The sequence below is a fragment of the Paenibacillus sp. FSL H8-0537 genome (assembly GCF_038051995.1).
Lineage (GTDB): Bacteria > Bacillota > Bacilli > Paenibacillales > Paenibacillaceae > Pristimantibacillus.
On record NZ_CP150290.1, the window covers coordinates 1,763,946 to 1,784,436 of the forward strand.

Annotated in this window: 19 protein-coding genes; 15 read left to right on the top strand and 4 right to left on the bottom strand. The window is 49.3% G+C overall.

Annotated elements, in window-relative coordinates:
- The first annotated feature begins 169 nt into the window (after nucleotides 1–169).
- The gene (locus tag MHB80_RS07355) at nucleotides 170–1,024 is read left to right on the top strand and encodes an SDR family oxidoreductase (protein WP_341282892.1); all 855 of its coding nucleotides are present in this window, start codon (nucleotides 170–172) and stop codon (nucleotides 1,022–1,024) included.
- A 37-nt stretch (nucleotides 1,025–1,061) separates the two neighbouring features.
- Nucleotides 1,062–1,880 (top strand): transporter substrate-binding domain-containing protein, encoded by an 819-nt coding sequence (locus tag MHB80_RS07360; protein WP_341281549.1) that lies wholly within the window; start codon nucleotides 1,062–1,064, stop codon nucleotides 1,878–1,880.
- 290 nt (nucleotides 1,881–2,170) lie between these two features.
- On the opposite strand, the gene MHB80_RS07365 is transcribed toward MHB80_RS07360, so the two are convergent.
- Entirely contained in the window at nucleotides 2,171–3,322 is a 1,152-nt protein-coding gene (locus tag MHB80_RS07365) for a metallophosphoesterase (protein WP_341281550.1), read from the bottom strand.
- Between the two features lie 153 nt (nucleotides 3,323–3,475).
- Here MHB80_RS07365 and MHB80_RS07370 point away from each other — a divergent pair, with 153 nt between their 5' ends.
- From MHB80_RS07370 to sda, 5 genes are all read left to right on the top strand, one after another.
- The gene (locus MHB80_RS07370) at nucleotides 3,476–3,796 is read left to right on the top strand and encodes a YnfA family protein (RefSeq protein WP_341282893.1); all 321 of its coding nucleotides are present in this window, start codon (nucleotides 3,476–3,478) and stop codon (nucleotides 3,794–3,796) included.
- A 97-nt stretch (nucleotides 3,797–3,893) separates the two neighbouring features.
- A complete protein-coding gene (locus MHB80_RS07375) occupies nucleotides 3,894–6,065 on the top strand; it encodes a DNA topoisomerase III (protein ID WP_341281551.1) in 2,172 nt (723 codons plus the stop codon).
- Nucleotides 6,066–6,331: 266 nt separating this feature from the next.
- A complete protein-coding gene (locus tag MHB80_RS07380) occupies nucleotides 6,332–7,360 on the top strand; it encodes an alpha/beta hydrolase family protein (RefSeq protein ID WP_341281552.1) in 1,029 nt (342 codons plus the stop codon).
- A gap of 650 nt (nucleotides 7,361–8,010) precedes the next feature.
- Nucleotides 8,011–8,685 (top strand): YheC/YheD family protein, encoded by a 675-nt coding sequence (locus MHB80_RS07385; protein ID WP_341281553.1) that lies wholly within the window; start codon nucleotides 8,011–8,013, stop codon nucleotides 8,683–8,685.
- A gap of 315 nt (nucleotides 8,686–9,000) precedes the next feature.
- Nucleotides 9,001–9,144, top strand: coding sequence for a sporulation histidine kinase inhibitor Sda (gene sda / locus MHB80_RS07390; RefSeq protein ID WP_341281554.1), 144 nt, complete (start codon nucleotides 9,001–9,003; stop codon nucleotides 9,142–9,144).
- Nucleotides 9,145–9,148: 4 nt separating this feature from the next.
- Here the strand turns inward: sda and MHB80_RS07395 are convergent, their stop codons facing one another.
- Both MHB80_RS07395 and MHB80_RS07400 read right to left on the bottom strand, forming a co-directional pair.
- Nucleotides 9,149–9,388, bottom strand: coding sequence for a hypothetical protein (locus MHB80_RS07395; protein WP_341281555.1), 240 nt, complete (start codon nucleotides 9,386–9,388; stop codon nucleotides 9,149–9,151).
- Nucleotides 9,389–9,504: 116 nt separating this feature from the next.
- Complete coding sequence (locus MHB80_RS07400) at nucleotides 9,505–10,506, bottom strand: NAD(P)/FAD-dependent oxidoreductase (RefSeq protein WP_341281556.1); 1,002 nt, start codon at nucleotides 10,504–10,506, stop codon at nucleotides 9,505–9,507.
- Between the two features lie 294 nt (nucleotides 10,507–10,800).
- Here MHB80_RS07400 and MHB80_RS07405 point away from each other — a divergent pair, with 294 nt between their 5' ends.
- The gene (locus MHB80_RS07405; protein WP_338555045.1) at nucleotides 10,801–11,994 is read left to right on the top strand and encodes an NAD(P)/FAD-dependent oxidoreductase; all 1,194 of its coding nucleotides are present in this window, start codon (nucleotides 10,801–10,803) and stop codon (nucleotides 11,992–11,994) included.
- Complete coding sequence (locus MHB80_RS07410; protein WP_341281557.1) at nucleotides 11,994–12,260, top strand: hypothetical protein; 267 nt, start codon at nucleotides 11,994–11,996, stop codon at nucleotides 12,258–12,260. Before MHB80_RS07405 ends, MHB80_RS07410 begins: the two co-directional genes overlap by 1 nt.
- Before the next feature lie 98 nt (nucleotides 12,261–12,358).
- Here the strand turns inward: MHB80_RS07410 and hemQ are convergent, their stop codons facing one another.
- Nucleotides 12,359–13,105 (bottom strand): hydrogen peroxide-dependent heme synthase, encoded by a 747-nt coding sequence (hemQ, locus tag MHB80_RS07415; protein WP_341281558.1) that lies wholly within the window; start codon nucleotides 13,103–13,105, stop codon nucleotides 12,359–12,361.
- A 162-nt stretch (nucleotides 13,106–13,267) separates the two neighbouring features.
- Here hemQ and MHB80_RS07420 point away from each other — a divergent pair, with 162 nt between their 5' ends.
- The 6 genes from MHB80_RS07420 to MHB80_RS07445 all read left to right on the top strand — a co-directional run bounded on the left by MHB80_RS07420 (nucleotide 13,268) and on the right by MHB80_RS07445 (nucleotide 20,483).
- On the top strand, nucleotides 13,268–13,555 hold the full coding sequence (locus MHB80_RS07420; RefSeq protein WP_338555048.1) for a YuiB family protein: 288 nt from the start codon (nucleotides 13,268–13,270) through the stop codon (nucleotides 13,553–13,555).
- 110 nt (nucleotides 13,556–13,665) lie between these two features.
- Nucleotides 13,666–15,174 (top strand): helicase DnaB, encoded by a 1,509-nt coding sequence (locus MHB80_RS07425; RefSeq protein WP_341281559.1) that lies wholly within the window; start codon nucleotides 13,666–13,668, stop codon nucleotides 15,172–15,174.
- Nucleotides 15,175–15,193: 19 nt separating this feature from the next.
- Nucleotides 15,194–16,150 (top strand): primosomal protein DnaI, encoded by a 957-nt coding sequence (gene dnaI / locus MHB80_RS07430; protein ID WP_341281560.1) that lies wholly within the window; start codon nucleotides 15,194–15,196, stop codon nucleotides 16,148–16,150.
- A 628-nt stretch (nucleotides 16,151–16,778) separates the two neighbouring features.
- On the top strand, nucleotides 16,779–18,449 hold the full coding sequence (locus MHB80_RS07435) for a peptide ABC transporter substrate-binding protein (protein WP_341281561.1): 1,671 nt from the start codon (nucleotides 16,779–16,781) through the stop codon (nucleotides 18,447–18,449).
- 178 nt (nucleotides 18,450–18,627) lie between these two features.
- A complete protein-coding gene (locus MHB80_RS07440) occupies nucleotides 18,628–19,563 on the top strand; it encodes an ABC transporter permease (protein ID WP_341281562.1) in 936 nt (311 codons plus the stop codon).
- 2 nt (nucleotides 19,564–19,565) lie between these two features.
- Nucleotides 19,566–20,483 (top strand): ABC transporter permease, encoded by a 918-nt coding sequence (locus MHB80_RS07445; RefSeq protein ID WP_341281563.1) that lies wholly within the window; start codon nucleotides 19,566–19,568, stop codon nucleotides 20,481–20,483.
- The last annotated feature ends 8 nt before the right edge of the window (nucleotides 20,484–20,491 follow it).

Genomic DNA, 20,491 nt, shown 5'->3' on the forward strand with positions numbered 1-20,491 from the left:
TCCACAGGGTCTGCTGCTGATTGCTTAAAGGTTTGCTGCGAGCAGCAGTCACAGGGTCTCCGGGCAAAGCCGGAGACCTTTTTGTAACTATAAGCATGTATAAGTGTCAACCTTATAATCGGCGTATGACGATATAGCTAGAGAAGCGGAGCTGAGAAGCATGATGCAAATGAGTGGGAAAATCGTACTTGTTACCGGAGCAAATGCGGGCATGGGATTGGCATCAGTTACGGAGCTGGCGAAGGCTGGCGCGGAAGTTATTATGGCTTGCCGCAGCTTGGAGCGAGGGGAGGCCGCACGGCAGCAGGCGCTTGCCGCAAGCGGAGCCTCGCATATTGAGCTGATGGCCTGTGATTTGGGAGATTTAGCGAGCATTCATGCCTTTTGCGAAGCATTCAAGCAGCGGTACGACCGACTGGATGTGCTGCTGAACAATGCTGGCGTTGTATCGCTGAAGCGCGAGCTAACCAAAGATGGTTATGAATGCATGATTGGCGTCAATCATCTGGGACATTTTTTACTGACGACATCGTTGTTGGAGCTGCTGAAGCAATCGCCGCAGGGCAGAGTAGTCAATGTATCCTCGGGCGCGTATAAAGCGGGGAAAATCCATTTTGAGGATATCAATCTGACCCGGGGCTTTAGTGTAGTAAAGGGTTATGCCCAATCGAAGCTGGCCAATATTTTGTTCACCAAGGAGCTGGCTAAGCGGCTGGCGCATACGAAGGTGACGGTTAATTGCCTGCATCCCGGAGCGGTAGGAACGTCGCTGGGCGTCAACCGCCAGACGGGATTCGGCAAAAGCATGCATGCGCTGCTGCGGCCTTTTTTCTTGACTTCGCTGCAGGGCGCGCAGACGGCGCTTTATTTGGCAAGCTCGGAGGAAGGTGGAGCGGTAAGCGGGCACTATTTTTATAAGCAAAAAAGGGAGGACGTGTCTCCAAAAGCCAAGGATGAGCAGGCTGCCAAGCGGCTGTGGGAATGGAGCGAGCAGCAGGCAAGCCAAGCAAATCGTGTGAAATAAAGCGAGATGGGGGGCGTTATGGTGGGAGGTTGTTTGAATGTTTGAGAAAGCCACCGTCAAGTCGGCGATTGCGCTGATTGCACTGTTCAGCCTTATGCTGGCTGGCTGTACGAAGGATGCGCCGAAACCGGAAAGAAGCAATCCGGCCATGCTGCAATGGCTGCCCATCATTCAAGAGTCGGGCAAGCTGGTTATCGCCACAACCGAAAATTACCCGTTTGAATATACGGATGAAGAGACGGGCGAGTTTATAGGATACGATGTGGATTTGGCACTGGCTATTGCAGACGAAATTGGCGTAGAGATTGAATGGAAAAAAATGCCCTTTGCTGACCTGCTTAATGCCCTGCAGCTGGGCAAAGCCGATATGGTTATTGCCAGTATGTATATTACGGAGGAGCGGGAGCAGATCGTCGATATGTCGGATAAATATTTGGATAGCGGCATGGCGATCGTCAGGCGGAAGGGCGACAATTCGGTGAGCTCGCTCAGTGATCTGGATGGCAAAACGATTGGGGTAAAAACGCAAGCAAGCAGCGAGCGGGAAGCAGAAGCGCTGATTGCACAGGGTAAAAAAATTAAAATACGCTCGTATGCTTCGGTGGCGGAATGTTTGGAAGCACTGCGCTCCAGCGAGGTAGATATCGTATTTAACGATTATTTAAAACAGGTCAGCTACAATCAGCATTATCCCGAGGCGCAGCTGGAGCTGGCAGGGGGTGCATTTACCAAAGAAGGATTCGGGATAGCTGTCGTCAAAGGGCAGACCGAATTGCTTCAGGTCGTCAATCAGGTCATACACAGGCTGCAGGAAAATGGCGATGCGGATGTGCTGTACAGCAAATGGCTGCAATAAAGGAGGAGCACACTGGGCTGTCATGATTGAATGCCTAGTGAAGCTGGGACTTGGGCTGCTGCTCATCATTAAAACACAGCTCATATTTGGCTGGGTGGAACGCACCTTTAAGCAGGTTCGGACGAACAACCAATAAACGAATGATCAATTAACGTATGGGCATAAAAAAGACTGGCGACGCATCGGGCTGTGCATGAAGGGCACCCGATAAGGTCATCGCCAGTTTTTTTGTTTTTCGTATAAAGTCAGCGGCAAGCTAGCAGGCAGGTACAACGGTAAGCTGGTGCAGCCTACGGGCGGAATTCGACGTTTAGCTGAATAATTTCTGCGCGGCTGCCGATGCGAAGCGGCGGTCCCCATGTGCCGAAGCCGGAGGAGACGATGGCGTGAAGCTGTCCTTTTTGCAGAAAACCCCAGTCGAGCTCGAACAGCCTTCTTGTGAAAAAGTGGTTCGGCATCATTTGACCGCGATGGGTATGGCCGGACAATGAAAGATCAATGCCTTGCAGCGAAGCCTGCTCCAAATCGGATGGCTGATGATCCATCATAATGAGCGGAAGGGAGGCGTCAAGCGCTGCGACGAGCTCCTTAACGGATTGGCGGCCAACTGGATCAGCTCTTTTTGCGCTGAGATCTTTGCGTCCGATGATGTAAAAGCCGTCGTCAATCTTCACGCTCTCGTCTTGCAGCACGCGAATGCCGACAGCATTCATTTCTGCAATAAAGCGGGCAATGTGACCGCCAATATATTCGTGATTGCCAAGAACGGCATAGACGCCAAGCGGTGCTTTCAGGCGCTTCATAACCTCCGACATATGATCATCGATATAAGGGGCAATGTCATCATCGATAATGTCGCCCGGCAGCAAAATCAGGTCCGGCTTCATTCGTTCCATAGCATTTGCAAGCCGCCCTAAATGGCGTTTGCCGACGATGGTGCCCAGGTGAATGTCTGAGGCCATGCCGATACGCAGCGATTTGCGCGGTCCGGCCGACTTGGCAATCGTAATGGAATAGGTGCGGACAATCGGTGACCAGGCATTCCAGCTGCCTCGCAGAACAATCCCCGTCATAATCAAAACGACTATGCTCCCTACGGCCAGCAAAGCAGTAGAAGCGGGGATATCCAGTTTCGTCAGCAGCCAGTATATCAGATTGGCTGGAGGAAGCAGCAGTACCCCATATTCCATAATCGCGAACCAGTAGGAGCCAATAAGCTTGAACACACGCCCTATTTTGCGCAGTGGAGCTACAGGCTGAAGCAGTCTTCCAATGATATAAGAGAAAGAGATAATAGCGACAATTAAGGCATAAGGCAGCGGGTTTTCCAAGGGAAGTAAGGCCGACAAATACAGCCACCCATTCCAGCCCATATAAAAATTAATAGCAACAAAAATGAATAATACTAAAGCGATTATACCGATCAAACGCGGTTTCAACATTCGCACTCCCCAGTCATTAACTTTGTGCATGAGAATAAGCTGCCAAATCTATTATCATTCATGGTGAGAATACTATAGCATAACGGCAATTGTCAGGTAAAATAGAGTCAGAGACTAAGGGGGAAAAGGAGTGCTTTAGCGTTGCCTTTAATCATGCAAATCTTACTGTTTATTGCAGCCGGGCTTGCAGAAATCGGCGGCGGCTATTTGGTGTGGCTGTGGCTGCGCGAAGGAAAGCCTTATTGGTACGGTATAATTGGCAGTGGAGTCTTGGTGCTTTACGGCATTTTGCCTACGCTGCAATCGTTTCCGGCCTTTGGCAGAGTGTATGCGGCCTATGGCGGCGTGTTCGTCGCGATGGCGGTGCTTTGGGGCTGGCTGGTAGACAAGCGAGCGCCTGATCTTTACGATTGGATTGGCGCCGCCGTATGTCTGGTCGGCGTATCGATTATTTTGTGGGCGCCGCGGGGATAGCTTGCTTAGGCGTCATGCTCGGTCTATTTTTGACAACATTAGCATTTGTAAGGATAATATAGCTTTACAAGCTGGACGAATGGAGCGAATGGAAGAGATGAAATCATTAGTGCTCGCGGAAAAGCCAAGCGTGGCAAAGGAAATTGCCCGTGTGCTCGGCTGTACGAACAAAAATAAAAGCTACATAGAAGGTCCTAAATATGTCGTAACCTGGGCACTTGGCCATCTGGTCACTCTCGCCGAGCCGGAGGAATATGATCCGAAATACCGTACCTGGAATTTGGAGGATTTGCCACTGCTGCCTCCTAAAATGAACTTGAAGGTGATGAAGGAAACGTCGCATCAATTCAAGGCGGTAGCGCAGCTGTGCAAGCGTTCCGATATTGGCGAGCTTATCATTGCGACTGATGCCGGGCGTGAGGGCGAGCTGGTTGCCCGCTGGATTATGGAGCTGGTGCATTGGCGCAAGCCGTTTAAGCGGCTCTGGATTTCGTCGCAGACGGATAAGGCGATCAAGGATGGCTTTAGCAGGCTGAAGCCGGGAGCGGAATACAACCATTTGTACGCATCCGCTGTGTGCCGCGCCGAGGCGGACTGGCTAATTGGACTTAATGTCACTCGCGCTTTAACGACCAAATACAATGCGCAGCTGGCGGCTGGACGCGTACAGACGCCGACGCTTGCTGCGCTGATGGATCGGGAGAAGGAAATTGAGCAGTTCCAGTCCCAGCCATTTTGGACGGTATCTGCGGATATGGGCACTTTTCAGGCGGTATGGCGCGAGCAGGATGGCCATGATGGTCGTGTATGGGGCCGGGATGAGGCTGGCGCAGTTGTTGCCCGCTTGCAGGGAAAAGGAGCGAAGGTTGACAAGCTGCGTACCGTTGAAAAGTCGGAGCTGCATCCGGGAGCCTATGATTTGACGGAGCTTCAGCGCGACGCGAACAAGCGGCTGGGCTTCTCGGCGAAGCAGACGTCTAATGTGCTGCAGAAGCTGTATGAGCAGCATAAAATCGTCACTTATCCGCGTACCGACTCGCGTTATCTATCGAGCGATATCGTGCCGACGTTCAAAAGCCGTCTGGAAAGCGTGGCGGTCGGGCCCTATGCGCCTTTTGCCCGCAAGCTGCTGCGCGGCCCGCTAACCGTGACGAAGCGATTCGTTGATGACAGCAAGGTCAGCGATCACCATGCGATTATTCCAACAGAGCAATACGTCAATTTGTCTGCGCTAAGCGCGGAGGAGCGCAAGCTGTATGACTTGATCGTTCGCCGTTTTCTAGCCCTGTTCTCTCCAGCATATCGCTATGATGAGACGAGCGTAACGCTGGCGGTTGGCAGCGACAAGCTGTATGCCAAAGGCCGGGTGCAGAAGGAAAGCGGCTGGAAAGAGCTTTACAGCGGGGGCGGAATCGGCAGCGGAGGCTTCAGTGATGATGACGATGAAGATGATGATAAAGCCCGCAGCGAGGCAGATCGCCAGCCGGAGCAGCAGCTGCCCGCCATGAGCATGGGGCAGACGCTGCCGATTAAGCAAGCTCGCTTCAAGGAGTTGCGGACGCTGCCGCCCGCAAGATATACGGAAGCATCGCTGCTGGGCCGAATGGAGAAGCATGGCTTGGGTACGCCAGCAACGCGTGCGGATATTATTGAGAAGCTGCTCGGAACCGACACGATTGAGCGCCGGGGCAACCAGCTGTCCCCTACAGGGAAAGGGCGACAGCTGATCGAAATTGTCGTTGAGGAGCTGCGCCGGCCGGAGCTTACCGCGCAGTGGGAGCTTGAGCTTGAGCGTATTGCGCTCGGCAAGGGCAACCCAGCGAAATTTATGGCGGGCATTCGCGAGCAGGCGAGCAAATGGGTAGCAGAGGTGAAAAATGAGACCAAGGAATACAAGCCTCATAATCTGACGCATTCGCGCTGCCCGGAATGCAGCAAGCATTTGATGGAAGTGAAGGGCAAGCGGGGCAAGTCGCTCGTGTGTCCGGACCGGGAATGCGGTTATCGCCGCTCGGCTGAGCCGGCGCTGTCCAACAAGCGCTGCCCGCAATGCCGCAAGAAGATGGAAATTCATGATGGCAAAGCGGGGAAATACGCACAGTGCCGTCCATGCAATGTCATTGAAATGCTGGGCGATAAGCAGGGCGGACGAATCAATAAGCATCAGGAGAAAAAAATGATCAATCAATTCAGCGATAATGTGTCGCTGTCAAGCAGCTTGGCGGATGCCCTTAAGGCAGCTATGGGCAAGCAGGAGGACGACAAGTAAGTTCTTCATGTAAGTTCATCAAGTTAGTCAGTTAAAAAGCTAGTCGGCAAGATTATAAGCAAATAAGCAAGTGAACGCCCCTGAAAGCTTCGGCCTGCGCCCCTGAAAGCAGGCCTGAAGCTTTTTCTTATAATTACGCTTGACTAGTGTTTCCATTGGCTTTAGCGTTATAGTGGCATAGAGAAAACAATTGATTTAGTAAGCGTTTACTGTGGTAACCAACGATGATGAGATTAACTATTTTGGCAATGGCAGGAGGAACGTTCATGTGGAAAGCAGATCAGCTATTAAATCGGCTTTATGAGGAAGCGGTTGAGGCGCATCGTGCGGCGGCGGAAGCAGAAAGTAGGGAAGGCAGAAGGCTGCGATTAAAGAGTGCGCTTGCATCAGCGGTGGGTTCTTTTGAATCAAACCTTGGGCATGAGCCCGTCGTGCTAGAACGGGTCCAATGCGATGGATATACGAGGGAACGGGTGGAGCTGTCCGCTACGCCGGGGCTGTCATTCGCAGCGTATGTGCTTATCCCAGACGGCGCTGAGAGCCAGCAGCTCCCCGGTGTACTCGCGGTGCATGGACATGGCTATGGCAGTAGGGAAATCGTCGGGTTGCTCCCAGACGGCACAGAAGACTTTGGGAAGCCTAACATTCATCAGCATTTTGCCGTTCAGCTAGTGAAGCGCGGCATGGTTGTCATTGCGCCTGATGTTGTCGGCTTCGGTGAACGGAAGCTGGATGCGGATCTACAGGAAAATCCCGATGCCCCAAGCTCCTGCTACAGATTGTCCACACAGCTCATGATGCTGGGCAAAACGCTGACGGGCCTGCGAACGGCCGAAGTATTGGAAGCGCTTAAATATTTGGCAGGCAGGCCAGAGGTGGATGCAGCCCACATAGGGGCTATGGGTTTTTCCGGGGGAGCACTTATCTCGTATGTAGCCGCAGTATTGGATGAACGGATAAAGGCTGTCGTCCTGACTGGTTTTACGAATACGTTTAAGGAGAGCATATTTGCCGTCCATCACTGCATCGACAATTATACGCCGGGCCTGCTGGCCCAAGCTGAGCTGCCCGAGCTGATTGGGCTAATTGCGCCGCGCCCGCTGTTTCTGGAAGCCGGGCAAAATGACCCGATTTTCCCGGCCCGGGGCTTTAAAAAAGCAGCAGCAGAGCTGCAAGCGATCTATGAACGCGAAGGCGTGCCGGGGCAGCTGCAATGCGATATTTTCCCTGGTGTCCATGAAATCAGCGGACGGGTGTCTTATCAATGGCTGCACCAAACGCTTTCAATGAAATAGGTGGATAGAACAAAGAGGATGCCGCTGGGCAGCCTCTTTGTTCTATCCACCGCTATTGCCCTCAATGTGAACTTGCGTACCGTAAGTCTGCTTCATTCGCTTCGTTTCTGGGGTTTGCTCTGAGCATAAAACACAAGGATAAACTTGTTGGACACAGCAGACGCTATTTCAACAAATCACGGGTTAAGACACAGTTTGCGGACTCAGGAGCCGCTAATGCTTTACCCATCGTCATTTTGAGAGGATTATGAAGGCAATAGCGAATCTCCTGTCCGCTTAAGTCCAAAAAGGGGATAAAAATCCAGAATAGCGGAAGCTCAGTCCGCCAAAAAAGGAATGAGCCTTCAAGCCCGCGAGATCTCAGCAACTGTACTCACTACAACTGTACTCACTACAACTGTACTCTCAGCAACAATTGCATGCTGTGGTTCCTTAAACCTTGAAGGGTCAGAGAAGATTAGCCTCAATTAGCATTAAGCAAGGAGCAGCAGAAGGGCTCCCGTATGCATGTACAGCCGAACTAAATGAATGCCCTGGTGGCGCTGGCGGTCTTCATAAGAGGGGCGTCTTACCTGCGTCAATCATCCAAGAGACAGACGTCTTGCCGACATATGCTATGGAGGAGGAAGCAGGAAAGGAGCTGGTAGCTTTTGAGCGAGCATCAGGGCAGGCAGTTGGCGAGCAAGTGGGCAAAGACGGCCGTATTATTGTCTCACGCGGGTATTGCCCCGCACATTCCCCCTACCAGACGGTATACTGGGGAAAACTTGAGGAGCATGCTGCAAACGCATCAAATGGTTGTAATCAAGCCTGTTCGCGGAGCAGGTGGGCACGGGGTTATTAAGGTGACGCAGGATGGAAGCGCGAGCTATTCCTACACTTATTACGCAGTGAAAAAGCATTTCAGCAGCTTTAACGCACTGAAGAGCGCGCTTGATAAGCAACGCAAGGGACGGCCTTATATTATACAAAAAGGCATCCGTCTGGCATCCGTCGGCAGCAGGCCGATCGATTACCGCGTGAAATATGTAAAAACCGCTACGGGCTGGGTTTATCGCTCCATGGTAGGAAGAATTGCTAGAGAGGGATTATTCGTAACGAACCTTTGTCGAGGCGGAACGATGGTTAGCGCAGCGGAGGGCATCAGGCGCTCTATTTCCGGCGCAGCCGTTCGGGCGAAAAAATCGAAGATGAGAGAATTGACGGTACAGGCGACGCAGCTGCTGGAAAGCCGGTTTCCAGGCATTGGGCAGTTGGGCTTCGATTATGGCATCGACAAGAGCGGGAAGATATGGATTTTCGAGGTGAATACAAGGCCGCAATAAACCCGAAAGGGTTTATTTTTTTGAACTTCCACTTATTTTCCATAAGAGGGAAAAATAACTAATGGCATTAAACGATAAGATTGATAGATTAAGAGATTGTAATTAAAGTTTTTTATAGAAATGGTAAAAATTGAGACTGTGTATAACCGTATCCACAATGTACACAGCGTGAATCCTCAAGATTCGACGTTTATTCACACGCCATGCACACCCTGTCCACAAGCACCTGTGTATAACCAGAACGGTTGTTCTATCGTTTATCCCCGTGATAATATGGTGAAGCATTAGCAAAAGCCATGAAAGGAAGTGCCGATTATGGAGCTTATGTCCGACGATTTTCTTAAGGACACCTACTATGCGGCGGTCCAGTCTAAGCTAGATCAGGAATTTATCCAAATGCTGCTGTTTGAAATGAAGCGAAGGCAATTGACAGACGAGGATGTGCGCATTACAGCCTGAGACGTTATTCCTGCCATTCACTTATGCACACTTCTATCGTATGCGCGCAGCTTGGGCACAGTGCCGTATGTAAACAAATTGCATCGCCTACCTGATTGCGGGTGGAACCGGAGATGGATACAGGCTCGTATGGAGCATAAGGATCACTCCATTCCAGCGTACGCCCGCAATCGTTCATCGCTTCATTGCACTTGCCACAACTTATTTCCACTCTCTTGATGCCATTGCAGACTGGACAAAACATAAGGGTATCCTCCTTGGCTTGCACCGCTTAACGCCATGCATTGCTCCAAGGTAGAATACCCTTATTTATGTGTATTTACTTCATTGCTTGTATGAAAGGCTGCGCGCGTTCCCAGCTTACAGTTTCATATTGCTGCTGTGGCCAGGGGAAAGCTTCGCTTCCGGATCTACATAAACTTTAGCATTGTTAATCGCGGTTGGCGCTTCGCCAAACCCAACAGCAATCAGCTTAAGCTTGCCTGGGTAGGTCGTAATATCGCCGGCTGCGAACAGTCCAGGAATATTCGTTTCCATGCGTGTATCCACGACGATGGAGCCGCCCTGAATTTCAATGCCCCATTCGGCAATTGGGCCGAGGGAGGATACGAAGCCGAAGTTGACAATAACGGCATCGACATCAAGCTCGGTCGTTTCTTTCGTTTTCACATGGGCAAGCGTTACTTTCTCGATTTGGTCCTCGCCATGCAGCGCGGTAATTTCCATCGGAGTCAGCACATTGACCTTGGAATTCTTCAGGTTCTCTACACTGTGCTCATGCGCACGGAACTTGTCTCTGCGGTGAATGAGCGTTACGCTCTTCGCAATCGGCTCCAGCATAAGCGACCAGTCAACCGCGGAGTCGCCTCCGCCGCTGATCAGAACGTTCTGGTCTTTGAAGCGCTGCAGGTCGCCGACAAAATAATGCAGATTTTTCTTCTCGTAAGCGGCAGCTTCCGGAAGCTCCAGACGACGCGGCTCAAACGCGCCTACGCCAGCTGTAATAATAACGGCCTTCGCGTAGTGGGTTTCTGTATCAGTCGTAATTTCAAACAGTCGCTCATCCTTCTTAACAACCTGCTTAACTTTTTGCTCCAGGCAAATTTCAGGCTTGAAGTGGTTAAGCTGCTCGACAAGACGGTCAACAAGCTCTTGAGCCGTTACTTTCGGGAAGCCTGCAACGTCATAAATATATTTCTCTGGATAAAGAGCAGCCAGTTGTCCACCAAGTTGGGGCATGCTTTCAATAAGCTTAACGGATGCTTGGCGCATGCCGCCGTAAAAAGCAGCGAACAGGCCAGCAGGACCGCCGCCAATAATTGCGATATCGACAATGTTTTCAGGTAGTTCAGTTTGAGACAACGTAGGCACCTCCACATATTTGTATCTATCCTTATTATTATAAACATACGGGCACAAAGAAGGAAATAACTAATTTGTATGCCCTTCTAAACTTTTTCGTATAAAATGCCATTGAACTTTTGTTTAAAACTCTGTAGTATGTCTGTTGTATGTTAAGGTTGGTACAATTGGAAATTGGCCAAATATAGGGAGACTAAGTTGCACATTTAATCCTCGTAGATCATAAATGTAGAAAGAGGTTTGTGTAATTTTTCACAATATAATTAAACGCATAGGAATGGAAGGGATCATACGATGAGCAACATACCTAAGATTGTTATTCTGGGTGCGGGATACGGCGGAGTGCTGACGGCGTTGCGTTTGCAGAAGGAGCTTAACTACAACGAAGCAGATGTTACCTTGGTAAACAAACATGACTATCATTACATCACCACACATTTGCATATGCCGGCAGCAGGAACCGATAATCCTGAAAATGCCCGTGTCAGCATCTCGAAGCTGATTGATGAGTTTAAAATTGATTTTGTAAAATCAACCGTTGTACAAATCCGCCCACAGGACAAAAAGGTTATTTTGGAAGACGGCACATTGTCTTACGATTATTTGGTTGTGGGACTTGGCGGCGAGCCGGAAACGTTCGGCATTCCCGGTCTTGGCGAGCATGCCATGAACATCCGCAGCATTAACTCAGTCCGCCTTATCCGCGAGCATATTGAATATCAATTTGCCCGCTTTAAGCGCGAGCCGCACCGCACGGATTATTTAACGTTTATTGTAGGCGGAGCAGGCTTTACCGGCATTGAGTTCGTCGGCGAGCTGTCCGACCGCATTCCTGAGCTGTGCAAGCAGTTCGATGTGGACCCGGCGCTTGTGAAAATCTACAATATTGAGGCAGCTCCGACGGCGCTGCCAGGCTTTGATCCTGAGCTTGTGGAATATGCGATGGATGTGCTGACGAAGAAGAACGTCACGTTCCGCATTGGCACAGCGATTAAAGAGTGCACAGCAGAAGGCGTCGTTGTTGGCGAAGGCGAAGAGATCAAGTCGGCAACGGTCATCTGGACGGGCGGCATCCGCGGCAATCGCTTGATTGAGGATGCGGGCTTTGAAACGATGCGCGGACGCGTGAAAATCGACGACCAGCTGCGTGCGCCAGGCCATGAGAACATATACATTTTGGGTGACAACTCGCTCATGTTTAATCCGGAAGGCCGTCCATACCCGCCTACCGCACAAATTGCTATGCAGCAAGGTGTCGTGTGCGCCCATAATCTGGTTGCATCGATACGCAACCAGCCGCTTAAAGCGTTCGCGTTCAGCAATAAAGGAACGGTAGCGTCCCTTGGCAAAGGCGAAGCGATCGGCCTTGCATTTGGCAAAAAATATAAAGGCCGGGTAGCGGCATGGCTGAAGAAAATGATTGACCTGCGCTATCTGTTCATTATCGGCGGCATTCCGCTCGTCCTGCGCAAAGGGAAATTTTTCTAATGCGTCATTGCAGCGTGCAGGTTCGGGGGTTGCTGACGCGGGATGAACTGGATCGCTATAACGCTCTAATGGAAGTTGGCTCGTTTCTGGAGTCGCAAAACCGCTATGATCTGGCCTATCCGGTTCAAAAGGAAGTGGATCTGCTTATCCAGCCGGCGATTGAACGGTTGAAGGAAAAGGGGCGCGAGCGCGACCGCGCGACGCAGGAGTATTTGGAAGCGAAGCGCCTTGGCCCAGATGAAGAGGATGACGAAGAAGAAGATTAGGCGAAGCTGTTAAACAAAGAACCGCCCCGGCACAGTGACGAACATTCGTCAGCGTGTCGGGGCGGTTGTGCGTTATTTTCAGAAGAAAGAAAAAAGGTCTACACTTTCAGCAGAGCGGTAAATTTCGCTGCATCAAGCAAATTGCCGACGTAGAAGTCGCCAAAGTCGCCGTAACGCGCGCTAACTTCATCAAAGCGCATTTCGTAGATCAGCTTCTTGAATTGCAGTGCGTCCTCTGCGAACAGCGTTACGCCCCACTCCCAATTATCAAAGCCGACGGAGCCGCTAATAATTTGCTTCACTTTGCCCGCATATTTGCGGCCGATCATGCCATGGCTGCGCATCATCGTGCGGCGCTCGTCCATGCCGAGCATATACCAGTTGTCGTTGCCGTCGCGGCGCTTATTCATCGGATAGAAGCAGATGTGGCGCGCTTTAGGCAATATCGGCTTGAGGCGGGCGAGAATTTCCGGATTTTCCATCGGATCGAGGCCCGGCTGGTTCACATAGTTGCTCAGCTCCACAACGCTTACATAGGAATAGGTAGGCGTTGTAAAGGAAGCGAACGCTGTTTTATTGAAAGCTGTCTCGATTTCATTCAGCTCCTCCAGCGTTTCGCGCAGGTGCATGAATACAAAATCAGCCTTCTGTCCAACGATGGAGTAGACAGCTGTGCTGCCTTGCTTGCTTTCTTCTACATCCGACCATTGCTTCAGAAACGTATTCAACTCATCGAGCATGCGGCTTTGCTCTTCGGCGGTGCTCAGTCTCCATGCAGCCCAATTGACGCTGCGGAAATCATGAAGGCAGTACCAGCCCTCTAGTGTAATAGCTACTTCACTCATATCAGAGATAACCCCTATCTTTGGCATATTTTGCTGTGAACATTGTAACGTAGTTTAGGGCGGAAGGGCAAATGTCGGACTTGTGACAATTGGTAAATCGGAATTGACTTCCTTAAGCGGTTTCATTAAAATGTTATCGAGAGTCTGAGAGGGGAATCGTACATGCTTCAACTGATTATTGCGACGGTGCTGTTTTTGGTCATGATGTTCGGCATCGGATTTATTCTGAATATGCTATTGAAAACAACATGGTTTCCCATTTATATGTTTATTATTGTTCTGGTGCCCTTCTATGTGTGGAGTACATGGGATAAGACAATCTCCACTTCCGAGAACTTTACGAGCTTTACCTTCATTGATTTAGTGCCTGTGTTTGGCGCATTAATCGGTGCTTATTTAAGCGGCTGGACGATTCAGATGCTGCGCAAAGGCGGCTATAAGATGTTTTAAGCGTATAAGCAAATCCCTCACTTGGGGGATTTTTTCTATTCTAGAAAGCCGCTTAGCGGTCCGTTTTGTGTTAAACTGATAGAAAGTATGGACAGGATGGAGTAGATGCCATGCGCATCGGTAACTTATTGCAGTTTACGGAGCATCACCGCTATTATATCTTTCGTGATTTTTCATTAAGCAGTTTGGATTATAAAATATTATCGCTCATCTATCAGCCGATGATTGGCGCCTTCGCGGTTGCTTTATACCAGCAGCTGTACCACGGCATCTCGGATGGGGCTTCTGGCTATTCCTCGCTGGAGCCGCAGCGCAAGCTGTTTCTAGGCCTGGGCCTTGAGATGAATGAGCGGGGACGCAAGCATCTTGTCGAGCAGGCGTCGCGCCTGGAGGCAGTGGGTCTGCTGCAAACGTCGCGGCTGGCACTGCCGGAGCAAAGCGATCTGATTTATGAATATGAGCTGGCTAAGCCGCTTACGCCGGGCGAGTTTTTTCAAACCCAGCATTTGGTCATGCTGCTTCGTGACAAGGTTGGCAAATACGCGCTGATTGCGTTAAGGGAATCATTTGGAGCGCAGGAGCCTGACGAGCTGGCTAGCGTACAGCTGAGCAAGGAGAACATTTCCGTACCGTTTTATGAGCTGTTTCAGCTCAATCCGCAATCTGTAGATCTGGAGCTGGAGCAGGCACTAAGCGAGGTGGCGCCATCTCGGCAAGCAGCGCCTAGACTTAAACAGGAGACGGCGGGCATTCCTTATGGGGAAATTATTTTGCGTTTTCCGCGCAATTCCGCCAACCGCAGCTATGTAGAGCGGCTGCGCGGCGATGGCGAGCAGCTTGGGCAGCTGAATTACGTCGCTTATAAATACAGCTTGAATGCGAGCGATCTTTGCCGTCTGCTGGATGAGGATGGCGTTTTTGCGCCGGACGGGCTGCTGCTCATTGACGAGCTGCAGATGCGGGCCAATCAGATGTATCGCCAGGATAAGAAGCGCGAAGGGGATCGCCAGCGTACGATTGCCCGCGTGCAGCAGTCTCAGGCGGAAGCAGCCGATGACAATATAGAAGAGTTTGGCGTTCAGGAAGAATATTATTTGAGCGTGCCCAGCTTGCTCGATGGCAGATGCGATATTCATCAGTACAATATGCTCATGCGAAATGAGCCGCATACCCGCTTTATGCAGCGCTTTTTCCCGGGAGCTGTACCAGATTGGATTGAACGCTCCTTCGAGCGCATCGATCTCAATTACCGGCTGCCTGCACCTGTTATTAATGTACTCATTCATTATGTTATAGGCATGAATGACGCCCATCGGATGACGAAAACATTCGTTGAAGCGGTCGTATCCAATATGCTCGTCAAGCAGATAGATACGTTTGAGAAGGCTGTTGGCTACGTGCGCGAGCAAGGGAAGGTTGAAGAGGACAAGGAACAGCGGCAAGAAAATGCGCGTTCTGTGGGCGCAGCGAGCCGCGGGGGCTCACGGTCTGGAGCAAGAGGCGGTGCTTCACGCAAGCCAAGCATCCCGATTGTGCAGGATACGGAAGCTTCAAGCCAGGTATCGCCGGAGAAGCTTGAAGAAATGCGCCAGCTGGCAAGGAAGCTGGATGGAAAATAAGATCGCGGGGTGATTAAGAATGGAATCGCTGGGTGAGCTTCTGAAAGCATGGCCTGCGGGCAAGTCATTAACGGATCAGGCGGACCGGAAGCTGGAAGAGATGCTTGCCGATCCGCTTGTGCATCGGCTGCGGGAGAAGCATCCCGAGCTGGATGAGCAGGCGGTTCGTCTTAATTTGAACCGGGTCTATCAATATGTAACCGAATATCGGAACTGTACGAACTGTCCGGGGCTTGATCAATGTCCGAATGACTTTGAGGGCCATTATACCTTGCTTTCATGCGATACGGTGCAGGAGCGCGTACAGCTGCATGACCGCAAGGTTGCATGCAAGAAAATGATCGCTCGCCGCAATGAGGAGCGGATCAAGAAACGGATTCGCAGCTTCTATGTCGATGACCGGGCGCTCAAGAGCGGCTATTCGGCGCTCGAAATTTTAGACAAGGACCCTACCCGTGCCGAAGCGGCTTACCGTGTCATTGAATACATTGACCGGACGAAGGAGCAGGGCCTTCAGCCTAACGGCCTGTATTTAGCCGGAAAATTTGGCACAGGAAAAACCTTTCTCATGTGCTACCTGCTGCATGAGCTGGCGAAAGCCGATTATTCCGGCGTCATCGTCTATATGCCTGATTTTGTCGAGGATTTGAAGTCGATGATGCATGAGCCGGCGAAGCTGCGGGAAACGGTGGAGATGATGAAGGAAACGGATCTGCTCATCTTCGACGATATCGGTGCGGAGAATTTGAATCCTTGGGCGAGGGATCATGTGCTTGGCTCCATATTGAATTACCGAATGAACCGGAAGCCGACGCTGTATACGTCCAATTATGAGCTTGATGGGCTGGAGCGCCATTTCAGCTTCACAAGCAAAGATGGCGATGAAGTGTATAAAGGGCAGCGATTAATGGATCGTATTCGGCCCTATGTCGATGTGATTATGGTCACAGGCGACAATAAACGAGGATTAAAATAAAAAAATTGTTTAAAGTTTTAGCCTATAGGATATTCTATTAAACCTGTCGAGAACGTTTCGACAGGTTTTTTTCATCTGGAAACATTTATAAATGTTTTACTTTTGTAATGAATAATCAATGATGGTGCAATGGCGGGTCTATAACCAAAATTCTGGGACACAACGGTTCATGGCAAATGAATAAAAGTGTATGAAGCTATTTTTCGGACTAATTATGCAAACGCATTATTGGTAGTAAATGCTAATTTATACGTAACTTAAATTAAAAATGTTTGCGTTTTCATTAAATTTTTTTAAAATTAATTTTTTGTGATGATTTTAATCAAACGCTGTATTTTCGGACATAATACCTTACGCAAAACAGCCGTAGTATGTGATATTGCTCAGTTTTGTCGAAATGGGTAGTTGATTAAGTCTGATTTTATGCTATAATTTCTAGCATCAAATAGAGGATCTCGAACTATTCATAATTATTCCTTATGCCAAATATATATTCATCCTTACATTCAGTGGATAATATTTTTTTATTTCGGTTCTGCACAAACATGAACGTATGTTCACTGTATAAGGAACAAAGGAAGAATAAGAGAGATTCATATTGAAATATTAATTGGGAGGAAATAAACGCATGAAAAAGAAGTATTCGTTTTTACTCAGCACTTTGCTTGTCATGACTTTGCTCATCAGCGCTTGTGGAAATGCAGGCAAAAACACAGGCACTAACAATCCGGGAGAGGCTAGCCCAGATGCTACCGCTGCGGAAGTGAAATTGGCTGACAAGCAAGAGATTAGCGTAAACATTGCATCTGAACCACCGACACTTAACCCTGGTAAAGCAAGCGACTCCACATCCGGTACGATTTTGCGTCAAACGTTCGAAGGTTTGACTCGTATTGGACAAGATGGTCACCCTGAAAATGCAGTAGCTTCGAAAGTTGAAGTTTCTCCTGACCAAACGGTATACACATTCACAATTCGCGACGGCGCTAAATGGTCCAATGGCGATCCAGTAATTGCCGGAGACTTTGAATATGCATGGAAATGGGTTCTTGACCCAGCTAACGCAGCAGATTACGCTTACCAGCTTTATTATATTAAAGGAGCAGAGGCTGCTAACCTCGGCAAAGGAAAAGTTGAAGATGTAGGCATTAAAGCGGTCAACGACACTACGCTTGAAGTTACGCTTGCTAACCCGACTTCTTTCTTCCTTGAATTGACAGCATTCTACACGTACCTGCCAGTAAACAGCAAAATTGCTGCAGCCAACAAAAATTGGGCTAACGATGCAGGCGACCAATATACAACAAACGGTCCTTTCCACATGACCGAATGGAAACACAGCGACAACCTTATTATTGAGAAAAGCGATACGTATTGGGATAAAGACAACGTGAAATTGACTAAAATCAACTTCTCGATGATCAATGACTTCAATACTGAGCTTTCGATGTTTGACAATGGCGAGCTGGACTGGGCTGGACAGCCTAACGGCCAATTGCCAGTTGATGCTATGCAAGCTTTGAAAGACCAAGGCACTTTGCATACTCAAGCAATCGCAGGTGTTTACAACTACAAGTTCAATACAAAAGTTGCTCCTTTTGACAACAAAAACATCCGTAAAGCATTCACTTTTGCGATGAACCGCCAAGAACTGATCGACAACATTACACAAGGCGAGCAATTGCCAGCGATGGCAATCGTGCCTCCAACGATGTTTGCTGAGAACGAAAAAGGTTATTTTGCCGATAACGATTTGGCGAAAGCAAAAGAATATTTGGATGCTGGCCTTAAAGAAATGGGTCTGAAAGATGCATCTGAGCTTCCTCCAATTACGATTTCTTACAACACAAATGAAGCTCACCAAAAAATCGCTCAAGCGATTCAAGACATGTGGTCCAAAAATCTTGGCGTAGAAGTAACGCTTGATAATGCTGAGTGGGCTGTATATATCGAGAAATTGCATGCTGGCGACTACCAAGTAGGCCGTCTGGGCTGGCTTGGAGATTTTAATGATCCAATCAACTTCCTTGAGCTGTACCGCGATGCTGACGGTGGCAACAACGATACAGGCTGGGAAAATGCAGAATACAAAAAATTGCTGATTGATTCCGCATCTGAGAAAGATGCTGCGAAACGTACGGAAATGTTGAAACAAGCAGAAGCGATCTTCATGGAAGATATGCCTGTAGCGCCAATCTATTTCTATACGATGAACTGGGTTCAAAATGAAAAACTTAAAGGTGTTGTAGTTAGCGGTTTGGGTGATTTGACATACAAATGGGCCTACATCGAAGCATAATGCTAGTATGATGTACAAAAGAATAGTCGACCATAACTGGATGCAGCGGTATGGTGGGCGGAACATCCCGAATCACATTTTCAAGTGGTTCGGGGTGTTCCTTTGTTATGAAAATGCGGGGCGATACTCCCCTTATATGTAAATAAAGCTCGAAACTAATAGGAGGTGCCAGACTATTATGGTGAAATATATTGGCAGACGTTTGCTGTATATCCTTTTGTCGTTGTGGCTGATAATTACAGCTACCTTTTTCTTGATGCGTCTTGCTCCGGGTAACCCGTTTACGTCGGAGAAGCAGCTGCCGCCGGAGATTAAAGCCAATCTGCTGGCTCACTATGGTCTGGATCAGCCGTGGTATACGCAATATGGCGATTATTTGCTGAAAGTGCTGCAATGGGATTTTGGTCCTTCCTTCAAGTACAAAAGCCAGACCGTAAATGATTTGATCAACACTGGTTTTCCTGTGTCGCTCGTGCTTGGCCTCGAAGCGATCTTCCTCGCGCTTGCTTTCGGTGTTATTCTTGGTGTAATTGCTGCGCTTAAACATAATCGCTGGCAGGATTATACCGCGATGATTATTGCGGTGGCAGGGATTTCGGTGCCTTCCTTCATCATGGCAACCGTGCTGCAATATGTGCTTGCCATTAAATTTGGCATTTTTCCTGTCGCGAGATGGGGAACGTTCATGCATACGGTATTGCCAGCGATTGCCTTGGCTTCCACGCCAACGGCGTTTATCGCTCGCCTGACGCGCTCCAGCATGCTTGAAGTACTTAGCAATGATTATATTAAGACGGCGAAGGCCAAGGGCCTTAGCGAATTTATGATTACAGTTAAACATACGCTTCGCAATGCTCTGCTGCCTGTCGTTTCATATATGGGCCCGCTGTCGGCTGGTGTCATTACAGGAAGTTTTGTTATTGAGCGTATATTCGGCATACCGGGCCTTGGCTCCCACTTCGTTGTAAGTATTGGCAACCGTGACTACACGGTTATTATGGGGGTTACGGTGTTCTACAGTATTATCCTTCTCTTTAGCGTACTCTTGGTTGACATTTTGTATGGATTAATTGATCCCCGTATTAAACTTGGGCGCGGGAAGAAAGGGGCTTGACGATGGAACCAATATCTAAAGACCGGTTTAAGCTGGTAGGCTTACAGCAGCAAGGAACAGATAATGTGGCGAAGGCAAGCCTTTCTTTCTGGCAGGATGTCGTACGGCGCTTCGCAAAAAACAAACTAGCTATGGTCGGAGTGGTTATGCTTGTTCTTTTGGTCTTTATGGCTGCGTTTGGCCCATTAATGACCGAATTTGATTACCGCTCCAACGATCTTGGCAATAAAAATCAGGCGCCGTCCGCAGTGCACTGGTTCGGCACGGATGACCTTGGACGCGACATGTTTGCCCGTGTTTGGGAAGGCGCACGAATTTCCCTGTTTATCGGTCTTGCAGCCGCACTTATTGACTTGTTTATTGGCGTCCTTTGGGGCGGAATTGCCGCTTACAAGGGCGGACGTGTGGATGAAGGCATGATGCGTTTTGCCGACGTTCTTTACGGTATCCCATACTTGCTGCTTGCGATTATTTTGATGGTCGTATTTGGGCAAAGCTTGGGAACGATGATTGTAGCGATGACGATAACCGGCTGGATCAATATGGCGCGTATCGTTCGGGGACAGGTGCTGTCGCTGAAAAATCGCGAGTATGTGTTGGCCGCTCGTACGCTGGGCGCTACAATGCCTTGGATTATGAGAAAGCATTTGATTCCAAATGCAATGGGCCCAATTCTGATTACAATGACGCTGACGATTCCATCAGCGATTTTTACGGAGTCTTTCCTAAGCTATTTGGGACTGGGCTTAACTCCGCCAATCGCGAGCTGGGGTACAATGGCATCCGATGGATTGCCTGCGCTTAAATATTATCCATGGCGTTTGTTCTTCCCGGCCATTATGATCTGTGTAACGATTTTCTCATTTAACGTAATTGGCGACGGATTGCGTGACGCTCTTGATCCGAAAATGCGCAAATAATAGGAGGG